The 17,147-nt window shown below is 50.8% G+C and carries 16 protein-coding genes and 1 other RNA gene; 4 read left to right on the forward strand and 13 right to left on the reverse strand.

From position 1 onward, the window contains the following. Nucleotides 1-10 precede the first annotated feature (10 nt). Genes ubiH through M2371_RS12205 form a run of 3 tightly spaced genes read right to left on the reverse strand, consistent with a single transcriptional unit; the run spans nucleotide 11 to nucleotide 3,108 of the window. Nucleotides 11-1,189, reverse strand: coding sequence for a 2-octaprenyl-6-methoxyphenyl hydroxylase (gene ubiH, locus M2371_RS12195; RefSeq protein ID WP_259267826.1), 1,179 nt, complete (start codon nucleotides 1,187-1,189; stop codon nucleotides 11-13). Then, the gene (gene pepP / locus M2371_RS12200; protein WP_259267827.1) at nucleotides 1,186-2,502 is read right to left on the reverse strand and encodes a Xaa-Pro aminopeptidase; all 1,317 of its coding nucleotides are present in this window, start codon (nucleotides 2,500-2,502) and stop codon (nucleotides 1,186-1,188) included. The genes ubiH and pepP overlap by 4 nt, the downstream gene beginning before the upstream one ends. Nucleotides 2,503-2,529: 27 nt before the next feature. Further along, on the reverse strand, nucleotides 2,530-3,108 hold the full coding sequence (locus M2371_RS12205; protein ID WP_147295625.1) for a YecA family protein: 579 nt from the start codon (nucleotides 3,106-3,108) through the stop codon (nucleotides 2,530-2,532). A gap of 168 nt (nucleotides 3,109-3,276) precedes the next feature. Here M2371_RS12205 and zapA point away from each other — a divergent pair, with 168 nt between their 5' ends. The 3 genes from zapA to M2371_RS12220 all read left to right on the forward strand — a co-directional run bounded on the left by zapA (nucleotide 3,277) and on the right by M2371_RS12220 (nucleotide 4,454). After that, entirely contained in the window at nucleotides 3,277-3,606 is a 330-nt protein-coding gene (zapA, locus tag M2371_RS12210) for a cell division protein ZapA (protein WP_034498319.1), read from the forward strand. Nucleotides 3,607-3,647: 41 nt separating this feature from the next. Then, a non-coding RNA gene (gene ssrS / locus M2371_RS12215) (6S RNA) lies at nucleotides 3,648-3,831 on the forward strand. A gap of 26 nt (nucleotides 3,832-3,857) precedes the next feature. Further along, a complete protein-coding gene (locus M2371_RS12220) occupies nucleotides 3,858-4,454 on the forward strand; it encodes a 5-formyltetrahydrofolate cyclo-ligase (protein WP_259267828.1) in 597 nt (198 codons plus the stop codon). Between the two features lie 2 nt (nucleotides 4,455-4,456). On the opposite strand, the gene M2371_RS12225 is transcribed toward M2371_RS12220, so the two are convergent. The 3 genes from M2371_RS12225 to rpiA form a co-directional block, all read right to left on the reverse strand. Then, nucleotides 4,457-5,068, reverse strand: coding sequence for a DUF2238 domain-containing protein (locus M2371_RS12225; RefSeq protein ID WP_259267829.1), 612 nt, complete (start codon nucleotides 5,066-5,068; stop codon nucleotides 4,457-4,459). 116 nt (nucleotides 5,069-5,184) lie between these two features. Continuing rightward, complete coding sequence (serA, locus tag M2371_RS12230; protein ID WP_259267830.1) at nucleotides 5,185-6,423, reverse strand: phosphoglycerate dehydrogenase; 1,239 nt, start codon at nucleotides 6,421-6,423, stop codon at nucleotides 5,185-5,187. A 281-nt stretch (nucleotides 6,424-6,704) separates the two neighbouring features. Beyond that, a complete protein-coding gene (gene rpiA / locus M2371_RS12235) occupies nucleotides 6,705-7,364 on the reverse strand; it encodes a ribose-5-phosphate isomerase RpiA (RefSeq protein ID WP_115627352.1) in 660 nt (219 codons plus the stop codon). Nucleotides 7,365-7,529: 165 nt separating this feature from the next. Between rpiA and argP the strand changes: the two genes are divergently transcribed. Continuing rightward, complete coding sequence (gene argP, locus M2371_RS12240; RefSeq protein ID WP_034498332.1) at nucleotides 7,530-8,429, forward strand: DNA-binding transcriptional regulator ArgP; 900 nt, start codon at nucleotides 7,530-7,532, stop codon at nucleotides 8,427-8,429. Nucleotides 8,430-8,542: 113 nt separating this feature from the next. Here the strand turns inward: argP and M2371_RS12245 are convergent, their stop codons facing one another. From M2371_RS12245 to tdcB, 7 genes are all read right to left on the reverse strand, one after another. Continuing rightward, nucleotides 8,543-9,277: an oxidative stress defense protein gene (locus tag M2371_RS12245; protein ID WP_259267831.1), complete on the reverse strand. Its 735-nt coding sequence runs from the start codon at nucleotides 9,275-9,277 to the stop codon at nucleotides 8,543-8,545. Between the two features lie 104 nt (nucleotides 9,278-9,381). Continuing rightward, nucleotides 9,382-10,020, reverse strand: a complete 639-nt coding sequence (gene argO, locus M2371_RS12250) for an arginine exporter ArgO (RefSeq protein WP_259267832.1) — start codon at nucleotides 10,018-10,020, stop codon at nucleotides 9,382-9,384. Nucleotides 10,021-10,154: 134 nt separating this feature from the next. After that, the gene (gene mscS / locus M2371_RS12255; RefSeq protein WP_034498340.1) at nucleotides 10,155-11,015 is read right to left on the reverse strand and encodes a small-conductance mechanosensitive channel MscS; all 861 of its coding nucleotides are present in this window, start codon (nucleotides 11,013-11,015) and stop codon (nucleotides 10,155-10,157) included. A 157-nt stretch (nucleotides 11,016-11,172) separates the two neighbouring features. After that, entirely contained in the window at nucleotides 11,173-13,467 is a 2,295-nt protein-coding gene (gene pflB, locus M2371_RS12260; protein ID WP_259267833.1) for a formate C-acetyltransferase, read from the reverse strand. Nucleotides 13,468-13,497: 30 nt separating this feature from the next. Further along, complete coding sequence (gene tdcD / locus M2371_RS12265) at nucleotides 13,498-14,706, reverse strand: propionate kinase (protein ID WP_259267834.1); 1,209 nt, start codon at nucleotides 14,704-14,706, stop codon at nucleotides 13,498-13,500. A gap of 41 nt (nucleotides 14,707-14,747) precedes the next feature. Beyond that, complete coding sequence (gene tdcC, locus M2371_RS12270) at nucleotides 14,748-16,079, reverse strand: threonine/serine transporter TdcC (RefSeq protein WP_034498348.1); 1,332 nt, start codon at nucleotides 16,077-16,079, stop codon at nucleotides 14,748-14,750. 24 nt (nucleotides 16,080-16,103) lie between these two features. After that, the gene (gene tdcB, locus M2371_RS12275; protein WP_115627346.1) at nucleotides 16,104-17,093 is read right to left on the reverse strand and encodes a bifunctional threonine ammonia-lyase/L-serine ammonia-lyase TdcB; all 990 of its coding nucleotides are present in this window, start codon (nucleotides 17,091-17,093) and stop codon (nucleotides 16,104-16,106) included. Nucleotides 17,094-17,147 lie beyond the last annotated feature (54 nt).

Raw genomic sequence — 17,147 nt, forward strand, 5'->3', positions numbered from 1 at the left:
AAAACCTGTTTTAACGCGCAACCCAACCGAGAGTACGCTGTGCCAGCAAATCACGTGCCGGAGTTAAATGTTCCATTGCCATCAAACCAAGATTGCGCCCCACAACAAGCGGTGCCCAACGATTGGCGAACAACTGAACTAAACCATCGGTCACGCCAATGGTGGCATTTTTATCTTCCTGGCGTCGCTGCTGATACTGGGCCAGCACCGCATAACTGCCAGGATCCTGAGAGGCTTCGTGTGCTGCCGCTAAATCTTCAGCCAGTGACATCACATCGCGCAGGCCGAGGTTAAAGCCCTGCCCGGCAATCGGATGCAGAGTTTGCGCGGCATTGCCCACCAGCGCAACGCGGTGCGAAACCGGCTGCGAAACGGTAGTCAACGCGAGGGGATATTGCGAACGCGCGCCAGCGTGAGTGATTCGCCCAAGCCGCCAGCCAAAGGCCCGTTGCAGCTCATTGCAGAATTTCTCATCATTCCACTGCGCGATTTCAGCCTGAGCTTCTCGCGGATGGCACCAAACCAGCGAACAGCGCCCATTCGACATCGGTAACATCGCCAACGGGCCATGCTCGGTGAAACGCTCAAACGCACGCCCGTTATGCGGTTGCGATGTGGTGATGTTGGCGATAACCGCGACTTGCTGGTAATCCTGCTGCTGCCAGGTCATGCCACATTGCGCAGCCAGTGGTGAGCGTGAACCATCAGCGGCTACCAGCAATTTGCCTTCGATCAGCTCGCCATTATCAAGCGTAACGCTGACGTTATCGGTTTCACGGGTAAACGAGGCCACGCGCTGCGGACAATGCAGCGTCACACCCGGCGCTTTGCGTAACAGCGCGAATAAACGTAAACCGATATCATGCAGTTCGACGACTTGCCCTAACGCCGGGATTTGGTAATCCTGCGCTTCGAGAGTGACAAACCCCGCATGGCCGCGATCGCTGACATGAACCGTCGTAATCGGGGTCGCGCAGGCTTTAATGGCTGGCCACACGCCAATGCGCGTTAATTGCTGGCAGGTTCCCTGAGCAATCGCGATAGCGCGGGCATCAAAACCAGGATGCGCCGCCGATTCGGGCGCTGCCGCTTCAATCAAATGAACCGGCAGTTTTCCGTGGGTCAAATGCGATATCGCCAGCGCGAGAGTCGCGCCAGCCATACCGCCACCGACAATAATCACACTCATGACTGACGCGCCGCCGCCATTAATGCTTCGATATCATCTGCCGATTTCACCACACTTGCCGTCAGGTTTTCGTTACCCTCGGCGGTGATCAGAATATCGTCTTCGATACGAATTCCGATTCCACGGTATTGCGCAGGCACATCGGCATCAGGCGCAATATACAGACCCGGTTCAACGGTTATCACCATCCCCGGCTCAAGCACCCGTGAACGATCCTGCCCGTAAACGCCGACGTCATGCACATCCAGCCCCAGCCAATGGCTCAAACCATGCATAAAGAAGGGGCGATGGGCGTTATCAGTAATCAGTTTATCGATTTCACCGTTGAGAATGCCGAGCTTCACAAGGCCAGTCACCATGATGCGTACGACTTGTGCGGTGACTTCCTGCATGGAAGTTCCTGGGCGATAAAGCTGAAGCGCGGTTTCGAGAGATTCGAGCACGATGTCGTAAATTTCACGCTGCGGCGCACTAAATTTGCCGTTGACCGGGAAGGTACGAGTGATATCGCCTGCATATCCTTTGTATTCGCAACCGGCGTCGATCAGCACCAAATTGCCGTCGCGCATTTGGCTCTCGTTTTCGGTGTAATGCAAAATGCAGGCGTTTTCGCCGCTGCCGACAATCGTGTTGTAGGACGGGAAGCGCGCGCCGTGGCGGTTAAATTCGTGAAGGATTTCTCCTTCAAGCTGATATTCAAACATACCCGGACGGCATTTTTCCATCGCACGAGTATGCGCCAGCGCGGTGATTTCACCGGCGCGACGCAGCGCGATGATTTCTTCTTCCGACTTGAACAGGCGCTGTTCGTGAACCCACGGGCGCCAGTCCGTCAGCGTGGCCGGAGCGGTGAGGTTCTGGCGAGAGCCGCGGCGGAGTTTATCAAGTGCGGAAAAAACAATGCTATCGGCATAAGCGTATTCGCCCTGCGCGTGATAAACCACATCCAGACCGTTCAGCAATTGATGTAATTGTTCGCCGATTTCGGAGAACGCCAGCGCACGGTCAACGCCCAGTTTTTCTGGCGCGGCTTCCTGCCCAAGACGGCGCCCGAACCAGATTTCTGCCGTCTTATCGCGTAAACGGTTAAACAACACGCTGTGGTTGTGGGTTTCATCGCTTTTAATCAGCACCAGCACGGCTTCAGGTTCGTTAAAACCAGTGAAATACCAGAAATCGCTGTTCTGGCGATACGGGTATTCGCTGTCTGCACTGCGTGTTACCTCGGGAGCGGCAAAGATGAGCGCGGCGCTCGCCGGTGCCATTTTGGCTAACAACGCCTGACGGCGCCGGTGAAATTCGTGCTGATTCATCACACCTCCTGAAGCTTAACTTTGTTATTAGTGTAGTGTTGGTTTCTGCACTTCTGGTGCCGTTGGAGCCGGGCGAGTAAAGTTGTCGTGGCACAGTAGTGCAGCAACGCGCACGTACTCGATTATCTCTTCGAGAGACATTTCCAACTCTTCTTGATCTTCGTCTTCGTCGTAGCCCAGTTGCGCGATGTTACGCAAATCGTCGATTGCTTCGCCGGTTTCGCCAGTGACTTTATCGAGCTTCGGTTGCGTCACACCGAGGCCCAGCAGGAAGTGGTTTACCCAACCCGCCAGCGCATCGGCACGGTGAAATACCGTTGCTTCATCGCCTTCAGGCAGATAAAGCTGGAACATAAAACCGTCATCTTCCAGCGAATCACTGGTGGCACCGTGCATTTGACGCAGGGTGTCAGCAAGGTTTTGACCAAAGGCTAAACCTTCGTTAGTCAAATCATGTAACAGCGGTTGCCAGGTGGTGTCTTTGTTGCCGCCGCACAGCATTCCGCTGATTAAGCCGTGCATTTCCGAGGCCGTGAGGCCTACGCCTTGCTGATTCAATAATTGGCCGACTAAGTCGTAGTCAGGCATAGTGTTCTGTATAGACATGCGCATTCGCCATCGTTGGCAGGGATAGTTCATGTTATGCTACCACCAGGGACCCCAAGGCACCAGAAAAGGGCTTGTATCTTCATTTCGGGATAGCTATAGTGACGCCCCTTTCGTAGCCTGGCATAGGTTAGCGAGAGGCAGGCGAGTTAACAGCAGGAAGGTGGCATGTCTGCACAACCAGTCGATATCCAAATTTTCGGTCGTTCATTGCGCGTGAATTGTCCGCCTGAACAACAGGATGCACTGAATCTTGCGGCTCAAGAGCTTGATCAGCGGTTGCAAGATTTAAAAGTTCGCACTAGAGTCACAAATACTGAGCAGTTAGTTTTTATCGCAGCACTGAATATTTGCTACGAGCTGGCTCAGGAAAAATCGAAAACCCGCGACTACGCTTCCAACATGGAAGAACGTATTCGGATGTTACAGCAGACCATCGAACAAGCGTTGCTTGAGCAAGGTCGCATAACTGAAAGACAGGGTCCAAATTTTGAATAACACTTCCCAGTTACCTATGGTAGAGTAACTTTGAAGACCAAATTTCTCTGAGATGTTTGCAAGCGGGCCAGTCCCCTGAGCCGATATTTCATACCACAAGAGTGTGGTGCTCCAGAGTCTGTGAGCATGCTCGGTCCGTCCGAGAAGCCTGATGATTCTGACGCTGCATTCACCTTGAACCAAGGGTTCAAGGGTTACAGCCTGCGGCGGCATCTCGGAGATTCCCTCTTCCTACCAAACCAGTCATCACCATGACAAAAACTCAGCTAATCCCATCGCTTCGGCAAGAAATCAGACAACACATTCGGCAACGTCGCCGACAACTCACGCCCATTGAACAACACCAATTCGCAGAACTTGCTGCCGAACGCATGCTGGCGTACGAGCCTGTTGTGAATGCTTCAACGGTTGCGGTGTTTTTGTCGTTTGATGGTGAGCTGGATACCACGCCGCTGATTCGCGCATTGTGGAAAGCAGGGAAAACCGTTTACCTACCTGTTTTACATCCATTCAGTAAAGGCAATTTGTTGTTCCTGCGGTACGCGGAAAACAGCCATCTGGTGATGAATCGTCTGAAAATCCTTGAGCCTAAGCTTGATGTGCGCGATGTATTGCCGCTGGATAAGCTCGATGTGTTGATAGCGCCATTAGTGGCGTTTGACGAGCAAGGGCAACGGCTGGGAATGGGCGGCGGTTTCTATGACCGCACGTTGCAAAACTGGCAGCAGCACGGTTTGTGGCCGGTTGGGCTGGCACATGATTGCCAGCACGTTCCGGCGTTACCCGCCGAGCAATGGGATATTCCCTTACCCGCCGTGGTCACGCCTTCGCGAATCTGGCAGTGGTAGCATCACGCTGCGCGCAGTTTAAGCAGCTGCTTTGTATGCCAATATTGCAGAATCAAAACCGTAGTCAACGCCCCAAGAAGTGCGCAGAACATATCTGATTGCGTATCCCACACGTCTCCCTGCGTCCCTAAAAATTCATCCGCACCCTGCCCTAATGCCAGCGCGGCTGCCCATTCAATGAGTTCATACAGCGCACTAATGGCAAGCGCGACACAGCACACCAGGAATGCGACCATTTTGCGCCCACGCACATAACCGCCACGAATCAGGATTTCGCGCGTAGCCAGCGCTGGAACTAATCCCTGGAAAAAGTGGCCGAGTTTGTCATAGGGATTACGGCTTAAATTCAGCCATTCCTGAACCTCAAACCCAATCGGTACTTTGGCGTAGGTATACAAACCACCCACCATCAGAATGATGGCATGCAGGAAAATCAAAAAATAGAGCAGCGGTGTCAGCGGGTAGCGCGAATAAGTCGCTAAAAGTAGAGGGACAATAATGATGACCGGAGTGACTTCCATCAGCCAGGTAACGCGGTCTGCGGTGCTAACGCCCGTGTAGATAAGAATCAACAGAAGTAAAAATGCGCCAGATTTTAATAACGTACTCGTCATGATGCTTCACCGTCTCGCTAAAAATGTCACTATCGGTGGAGTATAAGAAAAACACAACTGAGGGCGTGGAGTTTCAGATTAAAAGAGGAGCCCTGTTGGACTCCTCAAATTTGGAATTAGTACAGCAGACGAGCGCGGATAGTACCTGGAATCGCCTTCATTGATTTCAACGCAGCTTCAGCCACATCTTCTTCGGCATCCACATCAATCACCACGTAACCCATATGCGGCGTAGTTTGCAGATACTGAGCGGCGATGTTGATACCTTGCTCGGCAAAAATCTGGTTCAGTGCGGTCAAAATACCTGGGCGGTTTTCGTGAATATGCAGCAAACGGCTGGTACTACCACCGTGTAACGGCAGGGAAACCTCAGGGAAATTCACTGCTGACAGGGTAGAACCGTTGTCGGAATATTTCGCCAGTTTGCCAGCCACTTCCAGACCGATGTTTTCCTGCGCTTCCTGAGTTGAACCGCCGATGTGCGGCGTCAGGATCACGTTATCAAACTCACACAGCGGTGAAGTGAACGGATCGCTGTTGGTTGCAGGCTCGGTTGGGAACACATCGATTGCCGCGCCTGCCAGATGTTTACGCGCCAGCGCATCGCACAATGCTGGGATATCCACGACCGTGCCACGCGCATCGTTGATCAGCAGCGCACCCGGTTTCATCAGCGCCAGCTCGTTGATACCAATCATATTTTTAGTTGAGGCATTTTCAGGAACATGCAGGCTGACCACGTCGCTCATGTTCAGCAAATCAGACAGATGCTGTACCTGAGTCGCGTTACCCAGCGGGAGCTTGTTTTCGATATCGTAGAAGAAGACATTCATGCCCAGCGCTTCAGCCAGAATCCCTAACTGAGTCCCGATATGGCCGTAACCGATGATGCCGAGCTTTTTGCCGCGCGCTTCGTAAGAACCGACCGCCAGCTTATTCCACACGCCACGGTGTGCTTTGGCGTTAGCTTCAGGTACGCCACGAATCAGTAATAACAGTTGGCCGATAACCAACTCAGCAACGGAACGCGTGTTAGAGAACGGGGCATTAAACACCGGCACACCGCGTTTAGCCGCAGCATCCAGATCGACCTGGTTAGTACCAATGCAGAAACAACCTACAGCAACCAGCTTCTCAGCCGCAGCCAAAATCTCTTCCGTTAAGTTTGTGCGGGAACGCAGACCAATGAAATGCGCATCACGGATCGACTCTTTCAGGGCATCGCTGTCCAGCGCACCTTTATGGTATTCGATGTTGGTATAGCCTGCCGCGCGGAGGCTATCCACGGCTTTCTGGTGTACGCCTTCCACCAGCAGGAATTTAATCTTGTCTTTATCCAGTGATACTTTTGCCATTTCCCGACCCTATTTTTAGAACTGATGTTGTGCTGTGTGATAAGACACCCTTCTGCCAAAATATCAAAAAATACGGGCGGGGCAATATAAACGATTGCGCAGTCGTCAGTGCAAGAAAGGAATAAACCACAGTGGGCAGCAGAAAATGCTGAACTAAAGAAAGAACCAGGAATGAATCACAGGGAGTTGTTCAGAATGTGACATATGTCACCAAATTTGCCATTAGATTATTTTGTCACTTTTTATTCAGTAATCGGGGCACAAGAAGCGCCCCGGTCAGATCATTTCACTATGGTTTTCACGCCATCAGCCGTACCAATCAGTGCGACGTCCGCACCGCGGTTGGCAAACAGACCCACAGTCACCACGCCTGGCAAGCCGTTGATGGCATTTTCCAGCGCGATAGGGTCAACGATGCTCAGACCGTGAACATCCAGAATCAGGTTGCCGTTATCAGTCACTACACCCTGGCGATATTCCGGGCGGCCACCGAGTTTGACCAGCTCACGCGCCACACAGCTACGCGCCATAGGAATCACTTCAACCGGCAGCGGGAAGTTACCTAAAATACCCACTTGTTTGGACGCATCGGCGATACAGATAAACTTTTCCGCCACGGAAGCGATGATTTTTTCGCGGGTTAACGCAGCACCTCCGCCTTTGATCATTTGCATCTGGCCGTTGATCTCATCGGCGCCATCAACATAAATGCCCAGAGAGTCGACTTCGTTGAGATCGTAAACAGTGATGCCAAGGCTTTTCAGTTTGGCGGTAGAAGCGTCGGAGCTAGAAACGGCACCATCAATTTGATGTTTGATAGTCCCGAGAGCATCAATAAAATGCGCGGCAGTGGAGCCAGTACCCACGCCAACGATAGTGCCTGGTTGCACGTATTGTAATGCTGCCCAGCCGACTGCTTTTTTCAGTTCATCCTGCGTCATGGTTTTTGCCTGTGCTGTGAAAACTGACGCGCATTATAGTGCAAGCGCCGCGAGGTTGTCCCAGGGAATGGCAGAACTCATCCGATCTTTGTGGATTGGGTCTGGATCGACTGCAAATTTATGTCATAGTGCTGAAATAACAAAAACAGGAGTTAGCAAACAACAATGAAACGCCCGGACTACAGAACGCTACAGGCGCTGGATGCAGTGATTCGTGAACGAGGATTTGAGCGCGCAGCACAAAAGCTCTGCATTACTCAATCAGCGGTTTCACAGCGTATCAAGCAACTGGAAAATATGTTCGGCCAGCCATTGTTAGTGCGCACGGTTCCACCGCGCCCAACCGAACAAGGGCAAAAGTTACTGGCATTATTACGCCAGGTTGAACTGCTGGAAGAAGAGTGGCTGGGGGATGAACAAACCGGCTCCACGCCTCTGTTGTTGTCGCTTGCGGTGAACGCCGACAGTCTGGCAACCTGGTTGCTGCCAGCGCTGGCGCCTGTGCTTGCCGACTCCCCTATCCGCCTGAATCTTCAGGTTGAAGATGAAACCCGAACGCAAGAACGCCTGCGTCGCGGTGAAGTGGTCGGCGCGGTGTCCATTCAACCACAGCCGCTGCCAAGCTGCCTGGTCGACAGGCTCGGTGCATTGGATTATCTGTTTGTCGGGTCGAAAGATTTTGCCGCTCGCTATTTCCCGAATGGCGTCACGCGTTCAGCGCTGTTGAAAGCCCCGGCTGTTGCGTTTGACCATCTCGACGATATGCACCAGGCGTTTTTACAGCAGAATTTTGATTTGTCACCGGGCAGCGTGCCGTGCCATATCGTTAACTCGTCAGAAGCCTTCGTGCAACTCGCTCGCCAGGGCACCACGTGCTGCATGATCCCGCATTTGCAAATTGAAAGAGAGATTAACAGCGGTGAGCTGATTGACCTGACACCCGGCCTGATGCAACGCCGCATGCTGTACTGGCACCGCTTTGCGCCGGAAAGCCGCATGATGCGCAATGTCACCGATGCGCTGCTGGAGTATGGGCATAGAGTTCTACGACAGGACGCCGAATAGAAAAAGGCCGCTAAATTTAGCGGCCTTTCTGTTTTGTCGGATGACGCTAACGCTTATCCAACCTACATGGTACGGTTTTGTAGGGTGGATAAGCGCAAGCGCCACTCACCATTTTATTGAGCAGACTGCTCGGTCTTAGCGCGTTCCAGCTCAAACACCACATCAACCTGGTCATCAAACTGAATGGTTTGCTGATCGTAGGTATCCTGGGCCGATACTGGCGCTGCGGCGTCTGCTTTCATCATCCGCACCATTGGCGCTGGCTGGTAATTAGAAACGTGGTAACGCACGCTATAAACGGGTCCCAGCTTGCTGTTAAAGCCTTCGGCTAACAGTTTCGCCTGGCGGGCGGCATCGTCGATAGCTGCTTTACGTGCTTTATCTTTATATTGCTCCGGGTTTGCAACACCCAGGGAAACAGAGCGAATTTCGTTAAGCCCCGCTTTCAATGCCCCATCAAGCAGCTCGTTCATTTTGTCGAGCTTGCGCAGAGTGACATCAACCTGACGCACGGCACGGTAGCCTTTCAGCTGCGTTTTGCCGTCTTTCAGGTATTCATATTCTGGTTGAGTGCGCAGGTTAGCGGCATTGATGTCTTTCTTCTCGACACCGCTTTGCTGCAGGAATGTCAGATATTGTGCCACACGGTCGTCAGCCTGTTTTTTTGCTGATGCCGCATCTTTGGCAGACACATTCACTTCGATAGCGAGTGTGGCAATGTCAGGAACCGCATCCACGCTTGCGGTGCCGGATGTCACGACATGCGGACCGTTGGGTAACTCATCGGCCAATGCCGGAACCGAACCTAATCCCACTAAAGCGGCTAATGCCAGGGTTTTAAACTTCACTGTAATTCCTCCATGCTACATTCCACTGTCATTACGTCCGTAAAATACACGGGCGTCTGGCAGCAAGCTTAGCCTGGAATGGTAACTTGTCTATCGGATTAAGGCTAATTAGCCATGAGTGAAACGATATGGCGAACCCCATCTGACGCAAGTTGCAGCGCGATAACCCACATCACCACGCCGACGACGCCATTGATAATACGCTGGGCTTTCGCGGTGCGCAGGCGCGGTGCAAGCCATGCCGCCAGCAGTGCCAGGCCGTAAAACCAAAGGATAGACGCGCTCACGGTCCCTAACGCAAACCAGCGCTTCGGTTCGTCGGCGAGTTGCCCACCGAGACTCCCCAGCACCACAAAAGTATCCAGATACACATGCGGATTAAGCCAGGTTACCGCCAGCACGGTGGCGACAATTTTCCAGCGCCCTTGCTTCATCACTTCAGCGGAGGCCAGCTCAACGCTGCTGCTCATTGCGGTGCGCAGTGCGCCCCAGCCGTACCACAGCAAAAACGCCACGCCGCCCCAGGTCACAATCGCCAGCAACCATGGCGACTGCATCAGAAGCGCGCTGCCACCAAAAATACCTCCGCAGATCAGTATCAAATCGCTAATCGCGCAAAGAGAAGCAATCATCAGATGGTATTGGCGGCGAATGCCCTGGTTCATCACAAAAGCATTTTGCGGACCGAGTGGCAGGATTAACGCTGCACCCAATGTAAGACCTTGAAAGAAATAAGATAACACGATGATTCACTCTTCTATATTTAGCGACTGAGGAAGAGTGTAATAGGGAAAAATTATTAGCGGAAATGGATAATTTTAATGGTTTATAAGAATTACTAATAAAAAGAAGGCCAGCCGAAGCTGGCCCCGGACAATCATTCTTGTGCGGGTTCTTTCACACGTTTGAAGTTCACGTCCATTTGCGGATACGGGAAGCTTATCCCCTGCGCATCAAACTCGCGTTTAATGCGTTCCAGCACATCCCAATAAACATTTTGCAGATCGCCACTGTTGCTCCAGGCGCGCACCACAAAGTTAATCGCGGAAGGCCCCAGTTCATTGAGCCGCACAGTAATATCACGGTCTTTCAAAACGCGTTCATCGCTGGTGATGATATCGGTCAGGATTTGCTTAACTTTGTCGATGTCGGAGTCATATGCCACGCCAATAATAAACTCATTACGGCGCACCGGTTCACGGGAAAAGTTAATGATATTACCGGCGATGATTTTACCGTTTGGCACCACGACAATTTTGCCATCCAGCGTGCGCAGTGTGGTGGAGAAAATCTGCACATTAAGTACGGAACCTGCGATCCCCCCCAGGTCAACGTATTCACCCGCGCGGAATGGGCGGAAAGTCACCAGCAACACGCCTGCCGCGAGGTTTGAAAGCGAACCTTGCAACGCGAGGCCAATGGCTAAACCTGCGGCACCGAGTACCGCGATAACGGACGCAGTTTGTACCCCCACGCGCCCCAGAGCGGCAATTAACGTAAAGGCGATGATGCCGTAACGCACCAGAGCGGAGAGAAAATCAGCGACGGTGGCATCAATATTTCGAGCGACCATCACACGGTTAATGGCGTTGGACACGATACGAGCCACGATCATCCCGACGATAATAATCGCAATCGCCGCCACAATGTTGACCGCATAGCTCAGCAGTAACGCCTGGTTGCGCACCAACCAGCCCCCGGCATTATTGATACTGTCTACTACGTTGAGATCTTCCATTCACGGTTCCTTGTCATTACTGAAATTGTGCACCCCGATGGCACAACAGAACTTTAAAGGGTAAACAAAACAAGCGAATGTGCCAAGTTAGTCACAAATTTGGTCGAAAAAACCCGCACAAGGCGGGTTTAGGGGGAATGGCAAACCTACAGATTCATCAGATCGAGTGAGTAAAGGTACGAGATATCACATCCTGTTGCTGCTCACGCGTCAGAGCATTAAAGCGCACCGCATAACCCGAAACGCGAATGGTGAGCGTCGGATAATTTTCCGGATGTTCGACGGCATCCAGTAACATTTCACGGTTCATCACGTTCACGTTCAAATGCTGCCCGCCCTCAGTTTTCACATCGTGATGGAAATAACCATCCAGCAAGCCCACCAGGTTTAACTGGCGTATCGCGTCATCACGTCCGAGCGCCGCAGGAACGATTGAGAAAGTGTATGAAATCCCGTCTTTCGCATAGCTGAACGGCAGTTTGGCAACCGAGGTTAATGAAGCAACAGCGCCTTTACGATCCCTTCCGTGCATCGGGTTAGCACCTGGCGCAAATGGCATTCCCGCTCGGCGGCCATCTGGCGTGTTACCGGTTTTTTGTCCATAAACCACGTTTGAGGTGATCGTCAGGATCGACTGGGTCGGTACCGCGTTGCGATAAGTTGGCAGCGCCTGGATCTTCTTCATAAAGCGTTCAACAAGATCGCAGGCAATCGCGTCAACACGATCGTCATTATTGCCGTATTGCGGATACTCACCTTCAATCACGAAATCTACCGCCAGCCCGTTTTGGTCGCGCACCGGTTTCACCGTGGCGTACTTGATAGCGGAAAGTGAGTCCACCGCCACCGACAACCCGGCAATACCACACGCCATCGTGCGATAAACATCTCTGTCGTGCAGCGCCATCAGCGAGGCTTCGTAGCTGTATTTATCGTGCATATAATGGATGAGATTGAGCGCCGTAACGTACTGCGCTGCCAGCCAATCCATAAAGTGATCGAGGCTACTCATCACCTCTTCATAATCCAGCACGTCATCAAGCAGCATCGGCATTTTCGGCCCGACCTGGATTTTGAGCTTTTCGTCGATCCCGCCATTGATGCAATACAGCAGCGTTTTTGCGAGGTTGGCTCGCGCGCCAAAGAACTGCATCTGTTTGCCGATAACCATCGGACTGACGCAGCAGGCGATCGCATAGTCATCGCTGTCAAAATCACAGCGCATCAGGTCATCATTTTCATACTGCAACGATGATGTTTCGATGGACACTTTTGCCGCATAAACTTTGAAAGGTTTCGGCAACGCTTCCGACCAGAGAATGGTCAGATTTGGTTCTGGCGCTGGCCCCATGGTGTACAGCGTGTTCAGGTAGCGATAGGCGTTTTTGGTGACCAGCGTGCGCCCGTCTAAACCCATACCGCCGATAACTTCTGTCGCCCAGATTGGGTCGCCTGAGAACAGCGAATCAAACTCTGGCGTGCGCAGGAAACGCACCATGCGAATCTTCATAATGAAGTGATCGACCAACTCTTGCGCCTGAAGCTCCGTTAACACACCGGCTTTAAGGTCGCGCTCGATATAAATATCAATAAACGAGGTGGTGCGCCCCAGAGACATCGCCCCACCATTTTGCGATTTCACTGCAGCCAGATAGGCAAAATAGAGCCACTGCAAGGCTTCTTGCGCATTGCGAGCCGGGCGAGAAATATCGAAGCCGTATTTTGCTGCCATCTCCTGAATTTGCAGCAGCGCGCGGCGATGCTCAGACAACTCTTCGCGCAGACGAATGACCGCTTCGAGGTTTTCACCGCGTTCAAGCTGGCCTTGTAAATCGGCAAACTGCAATTCACGTTCCCGCACCAGATACGCGATGCCATACAGCGCGACACGGCGATAGTCGCCGATAATGCGTCCACGCCCGTAACCGTCCGGCAAACCGGTCAACACACCCGATTTACGGCAGCGCAGAATATCCGGTGAATAAACGTCAAACACGCCCTGATTATGGGTTTTACGCAAAGACGTAAACTGGTATTCAAAATCCGGGTCCATTTCACGACCATAAGCTTCAAAAGAGCTTTTGATCATGTTGATGCCGCCATACGGATGCAGAGCGCGTTTCAGCGGTTTATCCGTTTGCAAGCCGACAATCTTTTCGTGGTCTTTTAGAATATATCCCGGCGCATGTGCAGTGATGGTCGTCGCAATGTTGGTGTCGAAATCAACCGGCGCATGTGTGGCGTTTTCGATACGAATGCCATCCATGACTTTTTCCCACAGCGCCGTCGTCGCCGTGGTTGCTCCCGCTAAAAATGATTCATCACCTTCATACGGGGTGTAGTTATGTTGGATAAAATCCCGAACATTAATTTTGGTTTTCCATTCATCGCCTGAAAATTGTTGCCAGGCATGGGAATAATTATCGTTGGTAATATCAACATCTACTTTCATTACATCATTCCTTTAAACCACATTATTAATTCAGGCATATTCCGCAAGATGACATTGTTTGCCTAATTGCAAAGCATCAAGCGCAATCATTTTCTCTTCGTTAGTGGGAATAACGGCACAAATTATTGATGAACTCTCACTGGAAATTATTCGCTGCCCTATTCGGTTAGACTGGTTATTTTTATCAATATCCAGCTCAACACCAAATACACGTAAACGTTCGGCAACCAGACGGCGAATAAGTATTGAGTTCTCGCCAATACCACCGGTAAAAATAACCCCGTCCAGACGATTTAATGCAGCAGCGTGCGCGCCAATCGTTCGGGCAATGCGATGAACAAACGTTTTAATAGCTAATTGCGCACGCTCATCACCTTCATGCCAGGCTTTTTCCAGGGTACGTAAATCTGAAGACAAACCCGAAAGGCCTAATAGTCCAGACTCTTTATTAGCGACTTGCTCCAGGTCATCCATCGACTGCTCAGTCTGGCGGGCAAGCCACGCCATGGCACCGAAATCGACATCGCCACAGCGCGTGCCCATAATCAGCCCTTCAAGCGGTGTCATACCCATCGAGGTATCAACACTTTCACCATTCTGGACCGCGCAGACCGAAGCGCCATTTCCTAAGTGAGCAATCACCAACCCCGAATTTACTGAGTTCAGGCCGGGTAACTCACCAGCTTGCTGAGAAACGTAGCGATGCGACGTGCCGTGGAATCCGTAGCGGCGCACCCCGTACTCTTCAAAATAGCGATACGGTAAACCGTATAAATAGGCCTCTGGTTTCAGAGTTTGATGAAAGCTGGTATCGAATACCGCGACCTGCGGGACGCCCGGGAAGCGGGTTCGCGCAGATTCCACCCCGTGCAAATTGGCGTAATTATGCAGGGGGGCCAACGGTGAAACCTGGCGAATCTGTTCTATAACTTCATCGGTAATTAATACCGACTCGCTAAATAACGATCCGCCGTGAGCAATCCGGTGGCCCACAAATGCAACGCTATCAATTAAATCGCGCATTTCAAGTTCATGAGAGATTGCGGCGAGTGCTTCTTCATAATTCTGGCGAGCCAGAATAACTGGCTCCCCATCATTGACCGTAATAAAGGCTTTGTCGGTATTAATACCTTCACAAATTCCGGACAACAGCACATCACATGTTTCTGCATCTAATACTGAAAACTTTACCGAAGAAGAACCACAATTAATCGTCAACACTACCGGGTAATCATTCATGTTTAAATCCCACTCATCCTGAGTCAATCTACCCAAAGTTATTAGATAAGTTTGTAGACAATATTAAGAATGGTCAGCAAACCAATGACGGTGACAAAAATATTCTCAGTTTTACCTTTATATTTCGCCAGGGCCGGAGTTTTACGAATGGCATACATCGGCAGTAGACAAAGTAAGGAAGCAATAATCGGAGCACCCATCGCTTCAATTAAATCGAGGATGTTCGGGTTAGCATAAGCCACAACCCAGGTTGATCCCATAATGAAGACCATGCTGATAAGGTTGAGTTTTCCGCCAGAAACTTTGGTTTTATCCCCTTTGTAACCGAACTTCAGAACCAGGCCGTTTAACCCTTCGAGGGTGCCAAGATAGTGGCCGAAGAAGGATTTGAAGATAGCTACCAGGGCAATAATGGATGCGCCATATTCCAGTGTCGTGGCAAAGGTCGATTTGGTGCCAGACATCGAGGAGAAGTGGTTCGCCAGATACGAGAGCACTGGAATATTCTGTGCTTTAGCTTCAGCCATGTTCTGCGGGGAAAGCGTGAACAGGCAGCTAAAGGCGAAGAACATAACCACCGCAACCATCAACATGCTGGCGCGAGAAATGATTTTTGAACATTTGTCTTCGGTGTACTGCTTGCCAAAGTCCTGCTCGTACTCTTCGCGTTTGGAAACCACAAACGAGGAGACAATCGGCGAGAAGTTAAAGGAGAACACCATGATGGAAATACCCAGCCACACCGTGACCAGAATGCCATCACTGCCAGTGAACGAAATATCGCTGAGGCTCACTTGATCGATAACAGCCGAGTTCCAGTAAGGGATCAGCGAGACTGAAATCAGCACCAGGCAGGCAATGAACGGGAACACTAGATAGCTCATGACTTTGACCATCAGGTCTTTGCCAAAATAGATAACAAAAGCCATCAACAGCAGCAGGAACAGCGCCACTATTCCGCGATTTAACGGCATGAGCTGGAGCTGGTTTTCCCAGAATGTCATGAAGGTATTGGTTATCGTGACACCGTAAATCCACAGCAGCGGGCAGATTGCGAAAAAGTACAGGAAGGTGATGACCACGCCGCCCGTTTTACCAAAATGCTCTTCAACCGTTTCTGTGATGTTTCCGGAAGGATTACTGCCGGAAAGACACAGACGCGCCAGCGCACGGTGGCAGTAAAACGCAATCGGGAATGCCAGGAACAGCATAATCAATATCGGAATTAAGCCGCCATAACCTGCACGGATGGGGAAAAATAAAACTCCCGCACCGATAGCCGTTCCAAATAAACCAAGAGTCCAGGTAGTGTCAGATTTGCGCCATTGCGATTCCGCTTTTTGGCCAACAAGGGTTGCATCAGTATTACTCATAATAAAGTTCCTCGAGAGATTCTATCAAATATCTGCGGAGCCTGTAATTTGTGAGACGCGAGACAGGTCAATATTACCGCCGGAGATAATACTAACTGTTTTACGTCCTTTAATATAATGATCTAATTTACCGCTTAATAATGCAGCAGTCGCTAATGCACCTGCGCCTTCAGTGACAACTTTATTACGTTGAATAAGGGCTACCATACTGTTGCGAATTTCATCTTCACTGACTAATACAATATCAGTAACGAGCTTCTTCACAATTTCATAGGTTATTCTGCCAGGGCGAGAAACATCGCAACCGTCGGCTAATGTCCCGGTCGTACGATGGGCCATTAATTCGCCTTTATAAAACGAAGCAGCCATACCATGTACGTTCTCTGCCTGCACGCCGATAATATTAATGGTCGGGTTTATGGATTTAATCGCCAGTGCAATCCCCGCAATTAATCCGCCGCCGCCAATTGGCACAATGACGTTGTCGACATCGTATAAATCCTCAAGGATTTCCAGGCCGATAGTTCCTTGCCCGGCAATCACTTTTTCATCGTCATAAGGTGGAATAAAGATGCGCCCTTCCATCTCAACAATTTCACTTACTTTAGCGATGGTGTCGTTGAAATTATCGCCGTGCATCACGACTTGTGCAGAGTAGTCTGAGGTTGCCGCGACTTTGGACTTTGGCGCACCATTAGGCATGACAACTTTGCCGTCAATTCCCAGGATTGCGCAGGAGAGTGAAACGCCCTGAGCGTGGTTGCCCGCAGAACAAGCCACAACACCTTTTCTTTTTTCTTCTTCAGTTAAAGAACTGAGCTTATTAAACGCACCACGAATTTTAAATGAACCCGTGCGCTGCATATTTTCAAATTTTAGAAATATCTCACCTTTGCAACATTCGCTGAGATAATTTGAGCGAGGCATTCCAGTTTTATAGATATACCCAGCGAGTCTTTTTTTCGCTTCAAGAACATCAATAATAGTAACAGGAAGTTCATAGTCGATATGCATGTTGACCTCAACATTTAAAAGCAAGAATGATTTATGGGGTGGCTTTTATTAAGT

The organism is Buttiauxella sp. BIGb0471 (assembly GCF_024807715.1).
Taxonomy (GTDB): Bacteria; Pseudomonadota; Gammaproteobacteria; order Enterobacterales; family Enterobacteriaceae; genus Buttiauxella; species Buttiauxella agrestis.